Below are 17,776 nucleotides of genomic sequence, written 5' to 3'. Positions count from 1 at the left end.
GGGACGACCTCGCCGGTGATGCGACTGGACGTCGTCACCGTCTTCCCCGACTATCTCGCCCCTCTCCACCTCGCCCTGCTCGGTCGCGCCGTCGACCGGGGGATCGTCGAGGTGGGCGTCCACGATCTCCGGGACTGGACGCACGACGTGCACAAGTCCGTGGACGACACCCCCTTCGGCGGTGGCCCGGGGATGGTGATGCGTCCGACGGTGTGGGGTGACGCGCTCGACGACCTCGTCCCCGTCCCGCCCGCCGGGGCCGCGGAGGTCCCCGAACGGGATCCCGACTCCCGCCCCCTGCTGATCGTCCCGACGCCCGCCGGCCGGCCCTTCACCCAGTCCGACGCCCACCGGTACGCCCGGCGGCGGCGGATCGTGTTCGCGTGCGGACGCTACGAGGGGATCGACCAGCGGGTGGTGGACGAGGCCGCCGAACGGATGGACGTCGAAGAGGTCAGCATCGGTGACTACGTCCTCATCGGTGGCGAGGTCGCGGTCCTGGTGATCGCCGAGGCCGTCGTCCGCCTGCTGCCCGGCGTCCTGGGCAACCGTCGCAGTCACGAGGAGGACTCCTTCTCCGACGGGCTGCTCGAGGGCCCGAGCTACACCCGCCCCGAGGTGTGGCGGGACCGAGCGGTACCCGAGGTGCTCAAGAGCGGGGACCACGCCCGGATCGCCCGGTGGCGGCGTGATGAATCGCTGCGCCGGACCGCGCGACGACGCCCGGATCTGCTGCGACACGCCCCGCTGGACGCCTCGGACCTGGCGGTGCTCGCCGAGTTCGGCTGGAGCCCGGCCGGCGACTGATTTGGGCCACCCGCGACGAGGATGGCACACTAGCGAGGTTGACCTTCCGGGCGTCTGGTGCGCCCGGGGACGGTCGCGCTGATCCGGGGCACGAACCGGTCGACCCGCCCGGAGGTGGGCGCCAGGGTCCTCTGTCCTCATTCCTGACATGCAAGGAACACAATGAACACTCTCGACTTCATCGACAACAAGTCCCTCCGGGACGACATCCCGGAGTTCCGTGCCGGCGACACGCTCGACGTGCACGTCAAGGTCATCGAGGGCTCCAAGGAGCGCATCCAGGTCTTCAAGGGCGTCGTGATCCGTCGCCAGGGCGGCGGCGTCCGCGAGACCTTCACCGTCCGCAAGGTCTCGTTCGGCGTCGGCGTGGAGCGCACGTTCCCCGTGCACTCGCCCAACATCGACCGCATCGACGTCCTCGTGCGCGGCGATGTCCGCCGCGCCAAGCTCTACTACCTGCGTGAGCTCCGCGGCAAGGCCGCGAAGATCAAGGAGAAGCGCTGAGCGCATAGAGCGCGTCGGACTCGGCCGCCGTCGGCGGCGCGGGATCGACTACGCTCATCCGGGTGAGCAGCACCGATACGCCCGGATCCGACACCGCCGAGCCGGGGCCCCGTCAGCACGGGTCCCCGGCTCGCGGCGTCGAGAAGAAGGGCCAGCCCTGGTATATCGAGATTCCGCTGCTGGTGGTGATCGCCCTGGCCCTGGTGTTCGTGTTCCAGACCTTCGTCGGTCGCGTCTACCAGATCCCCTCCGAGTCGATGGAACCCACGCTGCACGGTTGCGCGGGCTGTACGGGAGACCGGATCTTCGTCGACAAGATCACCTACCGGTTCGGCGACCCGGAACCAGGGGACGTGGTCGTCTTCAAGGGGCCCGACTCGTGGAACGACGGCTACCAGTCCATCCGCTCGGACAATCCCGTCATCCGGACCCTCCAGAACATCGGTGGCGTGATAGGCATCGTCCCGCCCGACCAGAACGACATGGTCAAGCGCGTGATCGCGGTGGGCGGACAGACGGTGGGCGGGTGCGCCCCCGACGGGTCCCTGCTCGTGGACGGCCAGCCTCTGGTCGAGCCCTATCTCAACGAGTCCCCGTCGCCGGCCCGGAACCCGTTGAACTGCGCGTTCGGGCCCGTCACCGTCCCGGAGGGCAACTACTGGGTGATGGGCGACAACCGCGGCAACTCGGCGGACTCCCGCTTCCACATGGGGGACGAGCACCAGGGCACCGTCCCGGGGGAGAACGTCATCGGCAAGGTCCGGGCGATCATCCTCCCGTTCGACAGGATCGGGACGGTCTCCTCGCCGGACATCAGCGCGGGGTGACCCGCCCACGCCCGGAGCGTCCTGCCCGGCAGCGCCTGCTGCCGACCCGCGCGCGGGTGACCCGCCGGGACGGTCGGCTCGCGCTGGAGGCCGCCCTCACGCGGCGGGGACTCGGTCCGGTCGCGGGCGTCGACGAGGCGGGACGGGGCTCCTGTGCGGGCCCGCTCGTCGTGGCCGCGTGTGTGTTGGGGGACCGCCTCCATCCGGAGCTGCGCGATCTGGACGACTCCAAGAAGCTCACCGCCGCCGCCCGGGATCGGCTCCACGACGCCGTACTGCGACGAGCCAGGGCGGTGTCGGTGGTGGTGATCGATCACGACCGGATCGATGCCCGGGGGATCCACCGCTGCAACCTCGAGGGGATGCGCCGCGCGGTCGCCGCGCTGGACCCGCGACCCGGGTTCGTTCTCACCGACGGCTTCGCCGTCGACGGTCTCGGATGCCAGTCGACCGCCGTGATCGGGGGTGACGCGGTGGTCGCATCCATCGCCGCCGCGAGTGTCCTCGCGAAGGTCACGCGCGATCGGATTATGGTGGAGCTCGACTCGCGATATCCGGGATACGGATTCGCCGCCCACAAGGGGTACAGCACCGCGGGTCACGCCAGGGCGATCGAGCAGCTCGGTCCCAGCGACATCCATCGGATGTCGTACGCCAACGTCCGTCGCGCCGCGCAGGCGCATTCGAGGAGCAGCACGAGATGAGCGCCGAGGATCTGGAGAACTACGAGACCGAGATGGAGCTGTCCCTGTACCGCGAGTACCGGGACATCGTCGGTCAGTTCACCTACGTCGTCGAGACGGAGCGGCGCTTCTACCTCGCCAACGCCGTCGAACTGATCCCCCGGTCCGCCGACGGGGAGGTGTACTTCGATGTCCGGATGTCCGACGCCTGGGTCTGGGACATGTACCGACCTGCGCGTTTCGTCAAGTACGTGCGCGTGCTGACCTTCAAGGACGTCAACATCGAGGAGCTCGACAAGCCCGAACTCCGGCTGCCCGAGTAGGACCCCGCCCGGTTCTCCACAGCCCCACCCGTCTCCACAGGAGACGACGGCCCGGTCCGCGAGCAGCGGACCGGGCCACTTGCAGTCCGGCAGGGTGTGCCGCGGCGGACCCGGACGGGCCGGGTCGCCGGGAGGACTGAGATGGCAGGGGACGGGGCCACGCCCGCCGGGGGCGGGAAGGATCCGCGACAGGAGCGCGGGCGGCAGGGCGAGGAACACGCCGCCGCACTGCTGCGGGCCCGGGGCGGGGTGGTGATCAGCCGGAACTGGCGCTGCACGACCGGTGAACTTGACCTCGTCGTGCTCGACGCCGCGGGCAGGTTGCGGTTCGTCGAGGTGCGCTCGCGGGCGGGGGCGGGGTTCGGCACCCCCGCCGAATCCGTCACGGCGGACAAGCTCCGCCGCCTGCGCCGGCTGGCGGGCGCGTGGTTGGCGGAGAACCCGGGGCGGTGGCGCCAGGTGTGCTTCGACGTGGTCGGGGTCGACCTCTCGGATCCGGACCGGCCCCGGCTCGAGCTGTTCGAGGACGTGATGTAGCCGTGGCGCTCGGACGCAGCTGGGCTGTCACCCTCCACGGGGTCGGCGGTCAGATGGTCGAGGTGGAGGCGGACGTGGGACGGGGCCTCCCGGGGGTGAGCATCGTCGGCCTCCCGGACTCGGCGGTCCTGCAGGCGCGGGAGCGGATGCGGGCGGCGGTGACCAACAGCGGGCTGTCCTGGCCGGCGGGCAAGGTCGTCCTGTCCCTGTCCCCGGCGGCCCTGCCCAAACGGGGTTCGGGCTTCGATCTGGCCCTCGCGGTGGGCACACTCACCGCCTCCGGGGAGCTGCCCGCCGCGTGCTTCGACGGCACCCTGCTCGTCGGTGAGCTGGCCCTCGACGGGCGAGTCCGCCCGATACGTGGGGTCCTCCCGGCCGTGCTCGCCGCCCGGGACGCCGGACTGCCCCGGGCGATCGTCCCGGCCGCGAACCTCGCGGAGGCGCGGTTGGTCCGTGGCATCGACACCGCCGGCGTGGACTCCCTGGCGATGCTCGCGGTGTGGAGCCGGGGCGGGGGTGCACTGGTCTCCGACGCGCCGGAGGTCCGGGCGGTGGGCGGACGCCCTCGTGAGGATCTCGCCGAGGTGCACGGGCAGGACGATTGCCGCCGAGCGGTGGAGGTCGCGGCCGCGGGCGGCCACGCGCTCCTGCTCCGCGGGGCGCCCGGAACGGGCAAGACCATGCTCGCGCGCCGTCTCCCGGGTCTCCTGCCGGATCTGGGCGAGCGCGAGGCGCTGGAGGCGACGGCGGTCCACTCCGTGATGGGCAGGCTCGCCCCGCGCGATCCGCTCCTGCGGCGCCCGCCCTTCGTGGCCCCACATCACTCGGCCTCCGCCGCGTCGCTCGTGGGAGGTGGGATCAACACGGCGCGCCCGGGGGCGGTGACGCTCGCGCACCGTGGGGTGCTGTTCCTCGACGAGTGTGCCGAGTTCCCCGCGCGGGTGCTCGACAGCCTGCGCACCCCGCTGGAGGACGGGGAGGTGCGCATCGCACGTCGGGACGGCATCGCGGTGTATCCGGCCCGGTTCCAGCTGGTGATGGCGGCCAACGACTGTCCGTGCGGCAGCTCGAGGCCGGACGCGTGCACCTGCACCCCCGATGCGCGGCGGAGGTACGGCCGCTCGCTGACCGGCCCGCTGCGGGACCGCATCGACATCGCGGCCAGGACCCTGCCGATCGGGTCGGGTCTGTTCGCGGTGGGGGAGGTCGAGGACACCGCGGTCGTACGCGCGAGGGTGGCCGAGGCACGAGCGGCCGCCGCCGAGAGGTGGGCGGAGTGCCCCGAGGCGGCGGGTGCCCGGGCCAACGCGGAGGTCCCCGGCCGGGTCCTCCGGTCGGTACGTGCGCCGGGGCGTCAGGCGCTGCAACCGCTCGACCGGGCGCTCGCCCACGGGGTGCTCTCCGCGCGGGGCGTCGACCGGTGCCTACGACTGGCGTGGACACTCGCCGACCTCGACGGGGACGCCGTGCCGGGCGAGCCGCACGTGGCCGAGGCGCTGATGCTCCGGGGTGAGGACTGATGGCGGGGGAGGAGCCGTCCCTGACGGGCGGGGAGCGCGACGGGTCGGAGCCGTGGGAGGTCCGCGAGTCGTACGCGTACCTGGGGGCCGTGACCGAGCGACCCACCGCCCAACTGTGGGACCTGGTGGACTCCGTCGGACCGGTCGCCGCGCGGCGGTTGATCAGGACGGGGCGGGCCGGGGAGGAGCTGACAGCGCAGACGCAGGCCCGCCGGGACCTGGTCGACGGTGCGGCGCTGCTCGACGCGGCCGCCCGGGTCGGCGCCCGCCTGATCGTGCCGGGCGACCCGGAGTGGCCGGCGCACGCACTGCAGCCCCTGGACCGTCCGCGCGGACGCCGGCGGAACGGCGCGGGCGGGGTGCCCACCGCGCTGCGGCCGTTGGGCCTGTGGTGGCGGGGGCCGGCCGACCCCGCGTCGTCCCTGGGCAGGTCCGTGGCCGTGGTGGGGACCCGCGCCCCGACGCCCTACGGCAGGACGGTCGCCGCGGATCTCGGCGCGGGTGCGTCAGCGGAGGGGTTCACCGTGATCTCGGGTGGGGCGTTCGGCATCGACGCGGCCGCCCACCGCGCGGTGCTCGGGGTGCGGGGCACGACCGTCGCGGTCCTCGCCGGCGGGGTCGACCGCCTCTACCCGCGGGGTAACGACGGTCTGCTCCGGGAGATCGCCGAGACCGGGGCGGTGATCTCGGCGCAGCCGCCGGGGACCGGGGTGACCAGGTACCGCTTCCTCGACCGCAACCGCATCATCGCGGCGCTGTCCTCGGCGACGGTGGTGGTCGAGGCGGCGGCCCGCAGCGGTGCCCTGAGCACGGCGGCGTGGGCGGCGGCGCTCGATCGTCCCGTCGGTGCGGTCCCGGGGCCGGTCACGTCGGTCGCGTCCGTCGGGTGTCACCTGCTCCTGCGGGACCGCGGAGCGGTCCTGGTGGGTCGGACCGCCGACCTCGTCGAGCTGGCCGGCCGGATGGGGGAGACGGCCCCGCCCCCGACCGGGGAGGCGACGCCGTGGGACGGTCTCGACGACGTGACGCGGCGGGTCCTCGAGGCGTTGCCGACGGCGGGCGGGGCCGCGCCCGCCGAGGTCGCGGCGTCGGCGGGGATCGCCCCGGCCACGGTGCGGGCGGTACTCGGGCGGTTGTCGTCGACCGGGGCGGTCGTGCGGGGCCCGGAGGGCTGGCGGAGGTCCGGCGGCGGTGGGATGCAACTCAGCCTGCCGGTGTCGTGAGGTCCGGGGCGCCCCGCGGGCGGCGCCGCACGCTTGCGCCGCCCGCGGCCGCCCGCGACAATCGGTATTTATGGGACGGATGAGTGCTGGTGGGGACGATGAGACCGACCTGCCCGTCCACCTCGAGCAGGTGCTCGACGATTTCGTCGAGCACCTGCTCACCGGCCGGTCGCGGTCGGCGGCCACCGCCCGTTCCTACCGCTCCGACGTGCGCGGACTGCTCCGCCAGCTCGCGCGCGGCGACGGGCGTCTCACCACCGCCGCGGACCTGGGCTCGGCGCTGACCCTGCCCGCGCTGCGGGGCTGGCTCGCCGATCAGGTCGCGGCGGGGGCCGCGCGGTCGACCATCGCGCGCCGGGTCGCGGCCGCACGCTCGTTCAGCACGTGGGCGACCCGCGTCGGTCTGCTGTCGGTCGACGTCGCGGCCCGGCTCGAGGCGCCACGGGCCCGCCGTCATCTGCCGGAGGTCCTGGACGCCGCCCAGGCGGGCGAGACACTCCGGACCAGCGAGCTCGCGGCGGCCGAGGGCGACCCCGTCGCCGTCCGCGACCGCCTCGTCGTGGAGCTGCTGTACTCGTGCGGCGTCCGGGTCGCGGAGCTGTGCGGGCTCGACGTGGACGACGTGGACCCCGAGCGTCGGCTCCTGCGGGTGATCGGCAAGGGGGACCGTGAGCGCTCGGTGCCCTACGGTGTGCCCGCCGCCCGCGCGCTCCGCACCTGGCTCGACACCGCTCGGCCGGCCCTGGCGAACAGCCGCTCGGGGCCGGCGTTGCTGTTGGGGGCGCGCGGCGGTCGACTCGACCCGCGCGCCGCACGCCGGATCGTCAACGAGGTCAGCGCGGCCACGCCCGGCACCCCGCGGATCTCGCCCCACGCTCTCCGCCACACCTCGGCCACGCATCTGCTCGAGGGCGGCGCGGACCTGCGACACGTGCAGGAGCTGCTCGGCCACTCGACGCCGGCCACCACCCAGATCTACACGCACGTCTCGGCGGAGCGCCTGCGGGCGGCCTACCGAGGCGCCCATCCCCGCGCCTGACCTCGCGGCGCGGACCGGGGATCAGCCGACGCCGTCGCCGGGGATCGTCGCCTTGAGCCGGATCGGCCGGTGGGTGTCCGCCAACAGGGCGAGCGGGTCGACGTAGTCGTCGTCGTCACCGGACGGGCCACCCGAGGCCACCCGCGCGCCCCAGTGCAGGCACGCCACCGCCGGACACCCCGGGTGGCCGGCGCGGAGCCGGCCGATCCGCGCGCCCGCCGCGACGACCTCACCCGCACGGACCTCCGCGGTCACCGGCTCGTAGGTCGTACGCAGCCCACCGCCGTGATCGACCGACACCACCGGCCGACCCCCCACCGCGCCCGCGAAGGTCACCGTCCCGTCGGCGGGCGCGAGGACCGGAGACCCGGGCGCCCCCGCGAGGTCCACGCCGCGGTGCCCCGGCAGCCACCGCTGCGCCGGGGGATCGAACCCCGTCACCACCGACACCGGCGCCGCCAGGGGAGAGCGCATCACCCGCCCCGACACGTCCGACCCCGACCCGTCCGACCCCGCCCCCGTGGCGGGGACCCCGACCGGCGCGGCGACAGCCGTGACCGGGAGCGCGGAGACGAGGACGAGGACGAGGACGAAGATGCAAACGACGACGAGGCCGGCCACCGCCGGGCCGGCGGGGCCCGGACGGCGGTCGCCCACGCGACGGAACCGGATGATCTCCACACCCCGAGTGCACCGCACCCCCACGCTGAGCCGCCAGGGGCCACCGGCCGCCTGTGGACACGATGGACGACCATCCCCAGGGCACCGGGCCGGGCGGCCGGGAACGCGCCCGCGCCCCGCCGCGGCCCGTCTTGGCGGGGAGGGCCGGAGGGGATATGCTTCCCCTGCGGTCGGCTCTCGAGTCGATCGACTTCGCGTGTCCTGCGGACAACCCGGTTCCCGGGCCCGCATCCAGGCCCCGGTGCTCCCGAGCCCCGGCCCCCCGGACGCCGGACCAGCAGGTGCCCCCGCCCGTCGGGGGTCCGGCCCGGCGCGGACACCAGGGCCCGCCGCCGACCGGTGAGCGGGCGTAACCCGATACGTACCAGAAAGCGAGGACGAGGGCCTCGCGGTCCGGCTGCTTCCAAGCCGGACGAGCCCTCAACCCATCATGGCAGTCATCTCCATGAAGCAGCTGCTCGACGCAGGCGCCCACTTCGGTCACCAGACCCGCCGCTGGAACCCGAAGATGCGTCGGTTCATCTTCACCGACCGCAACGGCATCTACATCATCGACCTGCAGCAGACCCTGACGTACATCGACCAGGCGTACGAGTTCGTCAAGGAGACCGTCGCCCACGGCGGCACCGTCCTGTTCGTCGGCACCAAGAAGCAGGCCCAGGAGGCCATCGCCGAGGAGGCCGCCAAGGTCGGGATGCCGTACGTCAACCAGCGTTGGCTGGGTGGCATGCTCACCAACTTCCAGACCGTGCACCAGCGGCTCCTGCGCCTCAAGGAGCTCGAGTCGATGGAGCAGACGGGCGGATTCGAGGGTCGCACCAAGAAGGAGATCCTCATGCTCACGCGCGAGAAGAACAAGCTCGAGCGCACGCTCGGCGGCATGCGTGACATGAGCAAGGTCCCCTCCGTGGTGTGGGTCGTCGACACCAACAAGGAGCACATCGCCGTCGGCGAGGCCCGCAAGCTCAACATCCCGGTCGTCGCGCTGCTCGACACCAACTGCGACCCGGACGTCGTCGACTACCCGATCCCGGCGAACGACGACGCCATCCGCTCGGTCACCGTGCTGACCCGCGTCATCGCCTCCGCCGTCGCCGAGGGCCTCAAGGCCCGCGGCCAGGCCGGCAAGGCCACCGGCGAAGAGGCCGAGCCCCTCGCCGAGTGGGAGACCGAGCAGCTCGACCAGGTCACCGGTGGCGCCGCCGCCGAGGCCACCGAGGCGCCCGCCGCGGACGTCACGGGCACCGAGTCGCCCGTCGCCGAGGCCCCCGCAGCCGAGGCTCCGGCCGCCGAGGCCTGATCCGCACCTCCAGCTCGAGCACCATCGGGCCCGGCCGCCCACGATCCCCGCAGGGATCCTCCGGGGGCCGGGCCCGAGGTGTCGGCGGCGGAGGGCGACACGTCCCCGGACGCCCGGCGTCTAGGGTGGAGCTGATCGCGCCCGCCGACCGGACCCGAACACCTTTCCCGACACATCACGAACCCCTTTAAGGAGGGTCGCCCCACCATGGCGAACTACACCGCTGCCGACGTCAAGCGTCTGCGTGAGCTCACCGGCTCCGGGATGATGGACTGCAAGAAGGCCCTGGAGGAGACCGACGGCGACTTCGACAAGGCCGTCGAGGTCCTGCGCATCAAGGGCGCCAAGGACGTGGGCAAGCGCGCCGAGCGCACCACGGCCGAGGGCCTGGTCGCCGTCAAGGACGGCGTCATGATCGAGCTCAACTCCGAGACCGACTTCGTCGCCAAGAGCGCCGAGTTCATCGCGCTGGCCGACAAGATCGTCGCCGTGGCCGCCGCCCAGGGCATCTCCGACCTCGACGCCCTCAACGCCGCCGAGCTCGACGGGGCGACCGTCGCCGACGCCGTGGTGTCCTTCTCCGCCAAGTCCGGCGAGAAGCTGGTCCTGCGCCGCGTGGGCAAGCTCGACGGCCCCGTCGCCGTCTACCTGCACAAGCGCTCCTCCGACCTGCCGCCGGCCGTCGGCGTCATGGTCGCCTACTCCGGCGAGGGCGAGGCCGCGGACGCCGCTGCCCGTTCGGCCGCCATGCAGATCGCCGCGCTCAAGGCGCAGTACGTCTCCCGTGACGAGGTCCCCGCCGACATCGTCGCCAAGGAGCGCGAGATCGCCGAGGCCACCGCCCGCGAGGAGGGCAAGCCGGAGCAGGCTCTGCCGAAGATCGTCGAGGGTCGCCTCAACGGCTTCTACAAGGACGTCTGCCTCCTGGACCAGCCGTCGGTCACCGACAGCAAGAAGACCGTCGGGGCCCTGCTCGACGAGGCCGGCGCCAAGGTGTCGTCCTTCCTGCGCTTCGAGGTCGGCCAGGCCTGACACGCTCGCGGGCCCGCCAGACGGGCCCGGTCCGACGGCGGTATCCGGTGATCCCGGGTGCCGCCGTCGCCGTCTTCCGGCCCGGGTGTCCCCGCGCCCGGCGGGCTGCGGTGTGGCGCCCGGACCGATAGGGCAGAATGAACGCGGTCCCACCACGGACCGCACGCCCGCCCGCCCGATCCGGCGCCGGGGGCGTTGACGCGCGACACGGGCTCGATCCGCCCGGGACGAGGAGAACGATGACCGACCCGCGGGACGGCTACAAGCGAGTGATGCTCAAGCTGGGCGGCGAGATGTTCGGCGGCGGCGGCGTCGGGATCGACCCGGACGTGGTGCAGTCGGTCGCCCGTCAGATCGCCGAGGTGTCGCGGACCGGGGCGCAGATCGCCATCGTGATCGGGGGAGGCAACTTCTTCCGCGGGGCCCAGCTGCAGCAGCGGGGACTCGACCGGGCGCGCAGCGACTACATGGGGATGCTCGGCACCGTGATGAACTGCCTCGCGCTGCAGGATTTCCTCGAGCAGGAGGGCGTCTCGACGCGCGTCCAGACCGCCATCCACATGGGCCAGGTCGCCGAGCCGTACATCCCCCTGCGCGCCGAGCGGCACCTCGAGAAGGGCCGGGTCGTCATCTTCGGTGCCGGTATGGGCATGCCCTACTTCTCCACCGACACGACGGCCGCGCAGCGGGCCCTGGAGATCAAGGCCGACGTCCTGCTCATGGCCAAGGCCGTCGACGGCGTCTACTCGGACGACCCCCGCACGAACCCCGAGGCCGAGCTGTTCACCCGTATCGAGCACCGCGAGTGCCTCGAACGCGGTCTGAAGGTGGCCGACGCCACCGCGTTCAGCCTCTGCATGGACAACAACATGCCCATCCTTGTCTTCAACCTCCTCACCGAGGGCAACATCGCGCGCGCCGTCTCCGGTGAGCAGATCGGAACCCTGGTCAGCAGTTCGGACTGACCCGCCCACCCCTCCGGACCCAGCCATCGACGAGAACGAAAAGAGACGCACCATGATCGACGACACTCTGCTCGAAGCCGAGGAGAAGATGGAGAAGGCGATCGAGCACGTCCGCGACGAACTCGCCTCCATCCGCACCGGCCGTGCCAACCCCGGCATGTTCAACCGGGTCCTGTGCGAGTACTACGGGACGATGACCCCGATCACCCAGATGTCGAGCGTCACGGTGCCGGAGCCCCGGATGCTGATCATCAAGCCGTACGAGATGTCGCAGATCGGGCCGATCGAGAACGCGATCCGCAACTCCGACCTCGGGGTGAACCCCACCAACGACGGTCAGGTGCTTCGCGTGACCGTCCCGCAGCTCACCGAGGAGCGGCGGCGCGACCTGGTCAAGCAGGCCAAGGCCAAGGCGGAGGACGGGCGGATCGCGGTCCGTGGCGTGCGGCGCAAGGCGATGGACGAGCTCAAGCGGATCCAGAAGGACGGTGAAGCCGGCGAGGACGAGGTCTCGGCCGCCGAGAAGGAGCTCGACAAGCTCACCCAGCGCTTCGTCTCCGACGTCGACGACCTGGTCAAGGCCAAGGAGGGCGAGCTGATGGAGGTCTGACCTCCCGCCCAGATCCACCGTTCACAGTCGAGGAGATGCCGTGGACACCGCTCCCCCCGGACCGCCCGGGCCCACCGCCGCGGCCGCCGCACCGCCGTCGCGTGCCGGCCGGGACCTGACCCGGGCGATCCCTGTCGGGATCGCCCTCGGTGCGCTCGTGATCGCCAGCATCGCGTTCACCCCCCGCGCGTGGTATCTCGTCGCGGCCGGGGCCGTCGCGATCGGTACCTGGGAGGTCTTCAAGCGCCTCCGGCAGGCCCGGTTCCGCCTCCCGCTCATCCCGCTGCTGGTGGGCGGACAGGCCACGGTGTGGGCCGGGTTCCTCAGCGGCGCCGAGGGGGCGTTCGCCGCCTTCGCGGTGACCACCGTCGTGGTGCTGGTCTGGCGTCTTCTCATGGGTGGTCTGACCACCGCACCCAGGAACTACCTGCGCGACGCGTCGGTGGCCGTGTTCGTCCTGGTGTGGATCGCCGTCCCGGGCGCACTGGGCGCGATGTTGTCGGACGGCGAGTTCGGCGCCCAGCGGGTGGTGGCGCTCATCCTGCTGGTCGTGTGCTCGGACGTCGGCGGATACGTCGCCGGTGTGCTGTTCGGCCGGCACCCCATGGCCCCGGCGATCAGCCCCAAGAAGTCCTGGGAGGGTTTCGCCGGGTCACTGCTGTTCGCGACCGTCGCCGGGGCGACCGTCGTGGCGACGATGTTCGACGACAGTCTCTGGAAGGGCGTCGTGCTCGGTGTGTTCACCGTGTTCACCGCCACGTTGGGTGATCTCGTCGAATCGCAGGTCAAGCGGGACCTGGGCATCAAGGACATGGGCACGATGCTGCCCGGTCACGGCGGGTTCATGGACCGCCTCGACTCGGTGCTGCCCAGTGCCGTCGTCGTCTGGGTCATCTTCACCTACGTCGTCCCGACCTGACGCCCCGGGCCGGGGCACACCCCCGGCCCGGGCGTGCCGTCAGTGGGAGCGGGCGGTCAACTTGCGGGCCTTCCGGGCGCGCATCCGCAGCTGGAGGATCCGGACACCGGCGAAGATCGCCATGATCAACGCGCCCACGATGGCGGCGAGCAGGATGAGCACGCCCAGCGGGAGGCTGAACTCGAGCCCCAGGTAGCGCACGTCGGTCGAGGTCGTGTTCTGGGCGATGAAGATCAGCAGCAGGACGGTCACCAGGGCGCCCAGGACCAGACCGATCCACGCCGAGCCGATGAGGCCGCCGGCGGTGTCGGGGAAGGGTTCCTCCGGGATGTCGCGGCCCGCCCGACCGTTGTCGGACGCCCCGTCCAGGGGGACCGGGGTGGACGCCTCGACGGCGGGGTTCTCCGCGGGCGGCAGTGCCGGGTCCGCGGCGGTACCGGGCTGGTCGGGATCTACGGGGTCGTGTGATCGTGTGGCCATGTATGGACTGTATGTGCTCGGCCGGCCGGACGGGACCGCTGACGGTGTGTTCCCCGCCCGCGGTTCTGACACAATGGTCGAATCATGGCTGAACCTCTTCCCCTCGTCTTCGACGCGCCCCGCCGCGGCCTGCCCCCTCGTCATTTCGCCGACCTCGACGCCGAGGGCCGCGCCTCCGCGATGGGTGACCTCGGGGTGCCCGCGTTCCGCGGGAAGCAGGTGGCCAACCAGTACTTCGGGCGTCTCGAGGCGGACCCCCGGGAGATGACGGATCTGCCGGCCGGTCTGCGGGAGCGGGTGGGGGAGGAACTGTTCCCGTCGTTGACCACCTCGCTGCGGCACGTCACGGCGGACGAGGGTACGACCCGCAAGACACTGTGGAAGCTCCACGACGGATCCCTCGTGGAGAGCGTGCTCATGAGGTACCCGGACCGGGCGACCGTGTGCATCTCGAGCCAGGCCGGCTGCGGCATGGCGTGTCCGTTCTGCGCCACGGGCCAGGGCGGCCTGCAGCGCAATCTCTCGACGGCGGAGATCCTCGAGCAGGTCCGCGTCGCCGCGCGGGCGCTACGGGACGGCGAGATCCCCGGGGGGCCGGGGCGCCTGTCCAACGTGGTGTTCATGGGGATGGGTGAGCCGCTGGCCAACTACAAGCGCGTCCTGGCCGCGGTGCGGGGGATCGTCTCGCCACCGCCGTCGGGGTTCGGGCTGGCGCAGCGCTCGGTGACCGTGTCGACGGTCGGCGTGGTCCCCGCCATCCACCGTCTGGCCGAGGAAGGCCTGCAGGTCACCCTGGCCGTCTCGCTGCACACGCCTGACGACGAGCTGCGCGACACCCTGGTCCCGGTGAACAACCGGTGGCCCGTGGCGGAGGTCATGGATGCGGCCCGCCACTACGCGGACGCCACCGGGAGGCGCGTGTCGATCGAGTACGCGCTGATCCGCGACGTGAACGACCAGGTGTGGCGCGGGGAGATGCTCGGTCGTCTGTTGGCTCAGCGTCTGGGCGCCATGGCGCACGTCAACCTCATCCCGCTCAACCCGACCCCGGGCAGCGAGTGGGACGCCAGCCCCCGGCACCAGCAGGACGCGTTCGTCGCGGCGGTCCGCGCCGCCGGCGTGTCCTGCACGGTCCGGGACACGCGCGGGTCGGAGATCGACGCGGCCTGCGGACAGCTCGCCGCCGAGGGCTGACCCCGCCGCCGAGGGCTGACCTCACCGCACCAACCGGTCACGATCCGGGTGCGGTCACCCGGGACACGAGAAGGGCCGCCACCACTCGAGGGGAGTGGTGGCGGCCCTTGATCCGGGTCGGGCCGGGCTCAGTGCCGGGCGGGGGCGACGCCCTCCGGGTTCCGGGCGGCCTCGCCGATGGCGACGGAGGCGGCCGCCGCGTAGTGGTCCGGCGCGATCTCGTAGACCCTGCTCTTCTTCAGCGTCTTGTCCTTGGCGGGGCGCAGCGACAGGACCATCCAGATGGCCAGGAACGCGGCGATCGAGACCAGCCAGATGTTCTCCACCCGGCCGATGTGGTTTCCGAAGAGCATCGCCAGCAGGAAGAGGACGAAGAATCCGCCCACCACCACGCCGACCTTCCTGCTGTGCGTGTGCCAACCCCAGGCGACGGAGGGCTCCTCGACGGAACTGATCCCGTTGACGACGATCTCCCGGCTGGTGTGGTGTCCGTCCGCGCTCATGCTCCCCGGTTCTCCTCACGGCTCGCTGGCAGCCCTGCGGGCCGCCGACATGGACCCCAGTTTGTCACATCGCGTTCTCAGCTCGACGCCTAACCCGCCGCAGTCGGCCCCGCGGGGGTCGTCCGATGCGGCACGAGGGGCCCCGGGCGTGGACAATGGCGGGGTGACCACGCGCGTTCTCATCCTCGGTAGCACCGGCTCGATCGGGACCCAGGCCCTCGAGGTGACCTCGCAGGCCGGTCCGGAGCGGTTCGAGGTCGTGGGGTTGGCCGCCGGCGGCGGCCGGGTCGATCTCCTCGGCGAGCAGATCCGGGCCACGGGCGTGCGGTTCGTCGCGGTGACCGCCGCGTCGGCGGCGGAGCGGATCCGTGCGTCGTTCCCGGAGGTGACGGTCCTGTCCGGCGAGTCGGCGGCTGCGGACCTGGTGGGCGCGGTGGAGTGCGACGTGGTGCTCAACGGCATCGACGGGTCGATCGGCCTGGGCCCGACCCTGGCGGCGCTGCGCTCCGGCGCCCGACTGGCGCTGGCCAACAAGGAGTCGCTCGTGGCGGGCGGCGCTCTCGTCACGGGCGCGGCCGCCCCGGGGCAGTTGATCCCCGTGGACTCGGAGCACTCCGCGATGGCGCAGTGCCTGCGCGCGGGTTCGGCACAGGAGGTGGCCTCGCTGGTCCTCACCGCCTCGGGGGGACCGTTCCGCGGTCGGACGCGCGCGGAGCTCGCGCATGTCACGGCGGAGCAGGCGCTCCGGCACCCGACGTGGGCGATGGGCCGGATGATCACCCTCAACTCGGCGACGCTGGTCAACAAGTCACTCGAGCTCATCGAGGCGCACCTGCTGTTCGGCGTGCCCTATGAGCGGATCGAGGTGACGGTCCATCCGCAGTCGGTGGTGCACTCGGCGGTGACGTTCGTCGACGGCGCGACGGTCGCCAAGGCCTCGCCGCCGTCCATGACGTTGCCGATCGCGTTGGCGTTGGGGTGGCCGGACCGTGTCCCCGGGGCGTCGACGCCGTTGGACTTCACCCGGGCGCACACGTGGACGTTCGAGCCGGTCGACTCCGAGACGTTCCCGGCCATCTCCGTGGCGCGGGCCGCCGGGGAGGCGGGCGGTCTGCGGACGGCGGTGTTCAACGCGGCCAACGAGGAGGCGGCGCCGGCGTTCCTCGACGGCCGGATCGGGTTCACGGACATCGTCGACGTGGTGGCCGAGACGGTGGGTGCCGCGGACGAGTGGTCGGCGGATCCCCGGGATCTCGACGACGTCGCGGCGGCGGAGTCCTGGGCGCGGCGTCATGCGGGCGCCGTCATCGCGGGCCTGGAGGGCTGAGTCGTGCTGATCTTCGGGATCGTCCTGTTCGCGCTGGGGATCATGGTGTCCATCGTGTTGCACGAGCTGGGGCACATGAAGGTGGCGCAGTGGTCGGGCATGCGGGTCCGGCGGTTCTTCGTGGGCTTCGGTCCGACCGTGTGGTCGGTGAACCGGGGCGGGATCGAGTACGGACTCAAGGCGATCCCGCTGGGAGGGTTCTGCGACATCGCCGGGATGACCGCCTACGACCGGCTGTCGCCGGAGGACGAGCCGCGTGCGATGTGGCGTCAGGCCTGGTGGAAGCGCGTCGCGGTGCTCCTGGCCGGTCCGTTCATGAACATCGTGCTCGCGATCGTGCTGTTCTACATCGTCGCCCTGGGGTGGGGGCTGGCCAATCGTGACGTCCAACCGATCCCCACCGACCGGGTCGCGGCCGTGGTCGGTGACACGTGCGCGGGTGCGGACTCGTGTGGGGTCGGGGTGGGTCCGGCCGGTGAGGCGGGGATCCTCCCGGGCGACCGGATCACGTCCGTGGACGGGGTCGCTGTGGTGAGTTGGGCGGATCTGTCCGAGGTGGTGTCCGCGCGCCCCGGCGAGACGGTGCCGGTGGTGGTGGAGCGGGACGGGCGGGAGGTGTCGACGACGACGACGTTGACCTCCTCGACGGTCGACGGCCGGGAGCGGGGTGCGCTCGGTGTCCGGCTCTCGGAGGACGGTATCCCCAGGGAGATCCTCGACGACCCGGCGTACCAGACCGTCAAGACCTACGACGCCCTCTCGGCGGTGCCGGCGACCTTCGTCTTCACCGGTGAGATGGTGGAGGCGACGGTCGAGGGCCTCATCTCGTTCCCGGCCAAGATCCCGGCGGTCGCGGCGTCGATCTTCGGAGCGGAGCGGGCCGAGGACTCGCCGGTGTCGGTGGTGGGGGCCAGCTACATCGGCGGGCAGGCTGTCGAGCAGGGGTTGTGGAGCCTGTTCCTGCTGTTCCTCGCCGGTCTCAACCTGTTCCTGGGGGCGTTCAACCTCGTGCCGCTGACACCGTTCGACGGGGGTCATATCGCGGTGGTGTTCTACGAGAAGCTCCGCGACGCGGTCCGGCGGCTGCGCGGGCTCGCGCCGGGCGGGCCCGCCGACTACGAGAAGCTGGCCCCGCTGACCATGGCGGTGTTCGTCCTGCTGATCGGGGTCTCCGCGATCGTCATCACCGCCGACTTCGTCAACCCGATCCTGCTGCCGGGCTGAGCCGACCCACACCCACCTCGCCCCCGCCGCCGGTTACCCGGATAATGGCGGACGGGACTCGTGGGCACCCGGCCCGCA

General features: G+C 72.2%; 20 protein-coding genes. 17 read left to right on the top strand and 3 right to left on the bottom strand.

Annotation, left to right across the window (positions count from 1 at the left end; translation table 11 throughout):
* Positions 1 to 18: 18 nt before the first annotated feature.
* The 9 genes from trmD (at position 19) to RWK90_RS01755 (ending at position 7,463) form a co-directional block, all read left to right on the top strand.
* On the top strand, positions 19 to 807 hold the full coding sequence (gene trmD / locus RWK90_RS01795) for a tRNA (guanosine(37)-N1)-methyltransferase TrmD (RefSeq protein ID WP_314034746.1): 789 nt from the start codon (positions 19 to 21) through the stop codon (positions 805 to 807).
* 162 nt (positions 808 to 969) lie between these two features.
* Positions 970 to 1,311, top strand: coding sequence for a 50S ribosomal protein L19 (gene rplS / locus RWK90_RS01790; RefSeq protein ID WP_007632870.1), 342 nt, complete (start codon positions 970 to 972; stop codon positions 1,309 to 1,311).
* 62 nt (positions 1,312 to 1,373) lie between these two features.
* Positions 1,374 to 2,138, top strand: a complete 765-nt coding sequence (gene lepB, locus RWK90_RS01785) for a signal peptidase I (protein WP_314034083.1) — start codon at positions 1,374 to 1,376, stop codon at positions 2,136 to 2,138.
* Positions 2,135 to 2,842 (top strand): ribonuclease HII, encoded by a 708-nt coding sequence (locus RWK90_RS01780; RefSeq protein ID WP_396230252.1) that lies wholly within the window; start codon positions 2,135 to 2,137, stop codon positions 2,840 to 2,842. The genes lepB and RWK90_RS01780 overlap by 4 nt, the downstream gene beginning before the upstream one ends.
* Positions 2,839 to 3,144, top strand: a complete 306-nt coding sequence (locus RWK90_RS01775) for a DUF2469 domain-containing protein (RefSeq protein ID WP_007632861.1) — start codon at positions 2,839 to 2,841, stop codon at positions 3,142 to 3,144. The genes RWK90_RS01780 and RWK90_RS01775 overlap by 4 nt, the downstream gene beginning before the upstream one ends.
* A 141-nt stretch (positions 3,145 to 3,285) precedes the next feature.
* Positions 3,286 to 3,681: a YraN family protein gene (locus RWK90_RS01770; RefSeq protein ID WP_314034078.1), complete on the top strand. Its 396-nt coding sequence runs from the start codon at positions 3,286 to 3,288 to the stop codon at positions 3,679 to 3,681.
* Between the two features lie 2 nt (positions 3,682 to 3,683).
* Complete coding sequence (locus RWK90_RS01765; RefSeq protein ID WP_314034076.1) at positions 3,684 to 5,201, top strand: YifB family Mg chelatase-like AAA ATPase; 1,518 nt, start codon at positions 3,684 to 3,686, stop codon at positions 5,199 to 5,201.
* The gene (gene dprA, locus RWK90_RS01760) at positions 5,201 to 6,424 is read left to right on the top strand and encodes a DNA-processing protein DprA (RefSeq protein ID WP_314034074.1); all 1,224 of its coding nucleotides are present in this window, start codon (positions 5,201 to 5,203) and stop codon (positions 6,422 to 6,424) included. Before RWK90_RS01765 ends, dprA begins: the two co-directional genes overlap by 1 nt.
* A gap of 79 nt (positions 6,425 to 6,503) precedes the next feature.
* Positions 6,504 to 7,463, top strand: a complete 960-nt coding sequence (locus RWK90_RS01755) for a tyrosine recombinase XerC (protein ID WP_314034742.1) — start codon at positions 6,504 to 6,506, stop codon at positions 7,461 to 7,463.
* A gap of 21 nt (positions 7,464 to 7,484) precedes the next feature.
* Here the strand turns inward: RWK90_RS01755 and RWK90_RS01750 are convergent, their stop codons facing one another.
* Positions 7,485 to 7,952 carry a M23 family metallopeptidase gene (locus tag RWK90_RS01750; RefSeq protein WP_314034740.1) on the bottom strand — a complete coding sequence of 156 codons (468 nt, stop codon included), beginning with the start codon at positions 7,950 to 7,952 and terminating at the stop codon, positions 7,485 to 7,487.
* Between the two features lie 622 nt (positions 7,953 to 8,574).
* Here RWK90_RS01750 and rpsB point away from each other — a divergent pair.
* The 5 genes from rpsB to RWK90_RS01725 all read left to right on the top strand — a co-directional run bounded on the left by rpsB (position 8,575) and on the right by RWK90_RS01725 (position 12,970).
* A complete protein-coding gene (gene rpsB, locus RWK90_RS01745) occupies positions 8,575 to 9,444 on the top strand; it encodes a 30S ribosomal protein S2 (protein WP_314034072.1) in 870 nt (289 codons plus the stop codon).
* Positions 9,445 to 9,651: 207 nt separating this feature from the next.
* Positions 9,652 to 10,476, top strand: coding sequence for a translation elongation factor Ts (tsf, locus tag RWK90_RS01740; RefSeq protein ID WP_314034070.1), 825 nt, complete (start codon positions 9,652 to 9,654; stop codon positions 10,474 to 10,476).
* Between the two features lie 239 nt (positions 10,477 to 10,715).
* The gene (gene pyrH / locus RWK90_RS01735; protein ID WP_314034068.1) at positions 10,716 to 11,441 is read left to right on the top strand and encodes a UMP kinase; all 726 of its coding nucleotides are present in this window, start codon (positions 10,716 to 10,718) and stop codon (positions 11,439 to 11,441) included.
* Positions 11,442 to 11,493: 52 nt separating this feature from the next.
* On the top strand, positions 11,494 to 12,051 hold the full coding sequence (gene frr, locus RWK90_RS01730; RefSeq protein ID WP_314034066.1) for a ribosome recycling factor: 558 nt from the start codon (positions 11,494 to 11,496) through the stop codon (positions 12,049 to 12,051).
* 40 nt (positions 12,052 to 12,091) lie between these two features.
* A complete protein-coding gene (locus RWK90_RS01725; protein WP_314034064.1) occupies positions 12,092 to 12,970 on the top strand; it encodes a phosphatidate cytidylyltransferase in 879 nt (292 codons plus the stop codon).
* A 39-nt stretch (positions 12,971 to 13,009) separates the two neighbouring features.
* Here the strand turns inward: RWK90_RS01725 and RWK90_RS01720 are convergent, their stop codons facing one another.
* On the bottom strand, positions 13,010 to 13,450 hold the full coding sequence (locus tag RWK90_RS01720; protein ID WP_314034062.1) for a lipopolysaccharide assembly protein LapA domain-containing protein: 441 nt from the start codon (positions 13,448 to 13,450) through the stop codon (positions 13,010 to 13,012).
* A gap of 84 nt (positions 13,451 to 13,534) precedes the next feature.
* Here RWK90_RS01720 and rlmN point away from each other — a divergent pair, with 84 nt between their 5' ends.
* Positions 13,535 to 14,644 (top strand): 23S rRNA (adenine(2503)-C(2))-methyltransferase RlmN, encoded by a 1,110-nt coding sequence (rlmN, locus tag RWK90_RS01715; protein WP_314034060.1) that lies wholly within the window; start codon positions 13,535 to 13,537, stop codon positions 14,642 to 14,644.
* Between the two features lie 128 nt (positions 14,645 to 14,772).
* Here the strand turns inward: rlmN and RWK90_RS01710 are convergent, their stop codons facing one another.
* Positions 14,773 to 15,147, bottom strand: a complete 375-nt coding sequence (locus RWK90_RS01710; RefSeq protein ID WP_314034058.1) for a DUF2631 domain-containing protein — start codon at positions 15,145 to 15,147, stop codon at positions 14,773 to 14,775.
* Positions 15,148 to 15,310: 163 nt separating this feature from the next.
* On the opposite strand from RWK90_RS01710, the gene dxr reads away from it, so the two are divergent.
* Positions 15,311 to 16,474: a 1-deoxy-D-xylulose-5-phosphate reductoisomerase gene (dxr, locus tag RWK90_RS01705; protein WP_314034055.1), complete on the top strand. Its 1,164-nt coding sequence runs from the start codon at positions 15,311 to 15,313 to the stop codon at positions 16,472 to 16,474.
* Between the two features lie 3 nt (positions 16,475 to 16,477).
* A complete protein-coding gene (locus RWK90_RS01700) occupies positions 16,478 to 17,698 on the top strand; it encodes a M50 family metallopeptidase (RefSeq protein WP_314034053.1) in 1,221 nt (406 codons plus the stop codon).
* Positions 17,699 to 17,776: the final 78 nt, after the last annotated feature.

Source organism: Dietzia sp. CH92 (assembly GCF_032248695.1).
Taxonomy (GTDB): domain Bacteria; phylum Actinomycetota; class Actinomycetes; order Mycobacteriales; family Mycobacteriaceae; genus Dietzia.
Note: the sequence above shows the minus strand (reverse complement) of the source record. Positions and strands in the feature narration are given on the sequence as shown.

What these genes read in the sequence shown, in the direction of transcription:
- trmD (WP_314034746.1), top strand. Translation starts at nt 19, where the DNA reads ATGCGACTGGACGTCGTCACCGTCTTCCCCGACTATCTCGCCCCTCTC.
- rplS (WP_007632870.1), top strand. Translation starts at nt 970, where the DNA reads ATGAACACTCTCGACTTCATCGACAACAAGTCCCTCCGGGACGACATC.
- RWK90_RS01775 (WP_007632861.1), top strand. Translation starts at nt 2,839, where the DNA reads ATGAGCGCCGAGGATCTGGAGAACTACGAGACCGAGATGGAGCTGTCC.
- RWK90_RS01770 (WP_314034078.1), top strand. Translation starts at nt 3,286, where the DNA reads ATGGCAGGGGACGGGGCCACGCCCGCCGGGGGCGGGAAGGATCCGCGA.
- dprA (WP_314034074.1), top strand. Translation starts at nt 5,201, where the DNA reads ATGGCGGGGGAGGAGCCGTCCCTGACGGGCGGGGAGCGCGACGGGTCG.
- RWK90_RS01755 (WP_314034742.1), top strand. Translation starts at nt 6,504, where the DNA reads ATGAGTGCTGGTGGGGACGATGAGACCGACCTGCCCGTCCACCTCGAG.
- rpsB (WP_314034072.1), top strand. Translation starts at nt 8,575, where the DNA reads ATGGCAGTCATCTCCATGAAGCAGCTGCTCGACGCAGGCGCCCACTTC.
- tsf (WP_314034070.1), top strand. Translation starts at nt 9,652, where the DNA reads ATGGCGAACTACACCGCTGCCGACGTCAAGCGTCTGCGTGAGCTCACC.
- pyrH (WP_314034068.1), top strand. Translation starts at nt 10,716, where the DNA reads ATGACCGACCCGCGGGACGGCTACAAGCGAGTGATGCTCAAGCTGGGC.
- frr (WP_314034066.1), top strand. Translation starts at nt 11,494, where the DNA reads ATGATCGACGACACTCTGCTCGAAGCCGAGGAGAAGATGGAGAAGGCG.
- RWK90_RS01720 (WP_314034062.1), bottom strand. Translation starts at nt 13,450, where the DNA reads ATGGCCACACGATCACACGACCCCGTAGATCCCGACCAGCCCGGTACC.
- rlmN (WP_314034060.1), top strand. Translation starts at nt 13,535, where the DNA reads ATGGCTGAACCTCTTCCCCTCGTCTTCGACGCGCCCCGCCGCGGCCTG.
- RWK90_RS01710 (WP_314034058.1), bottom strand. Translation starts at nt 15,147, where the DNA reads ATGAGCGCGGACGGACACCACACCAGCCGGGAGATCGTCGTCAACGGG.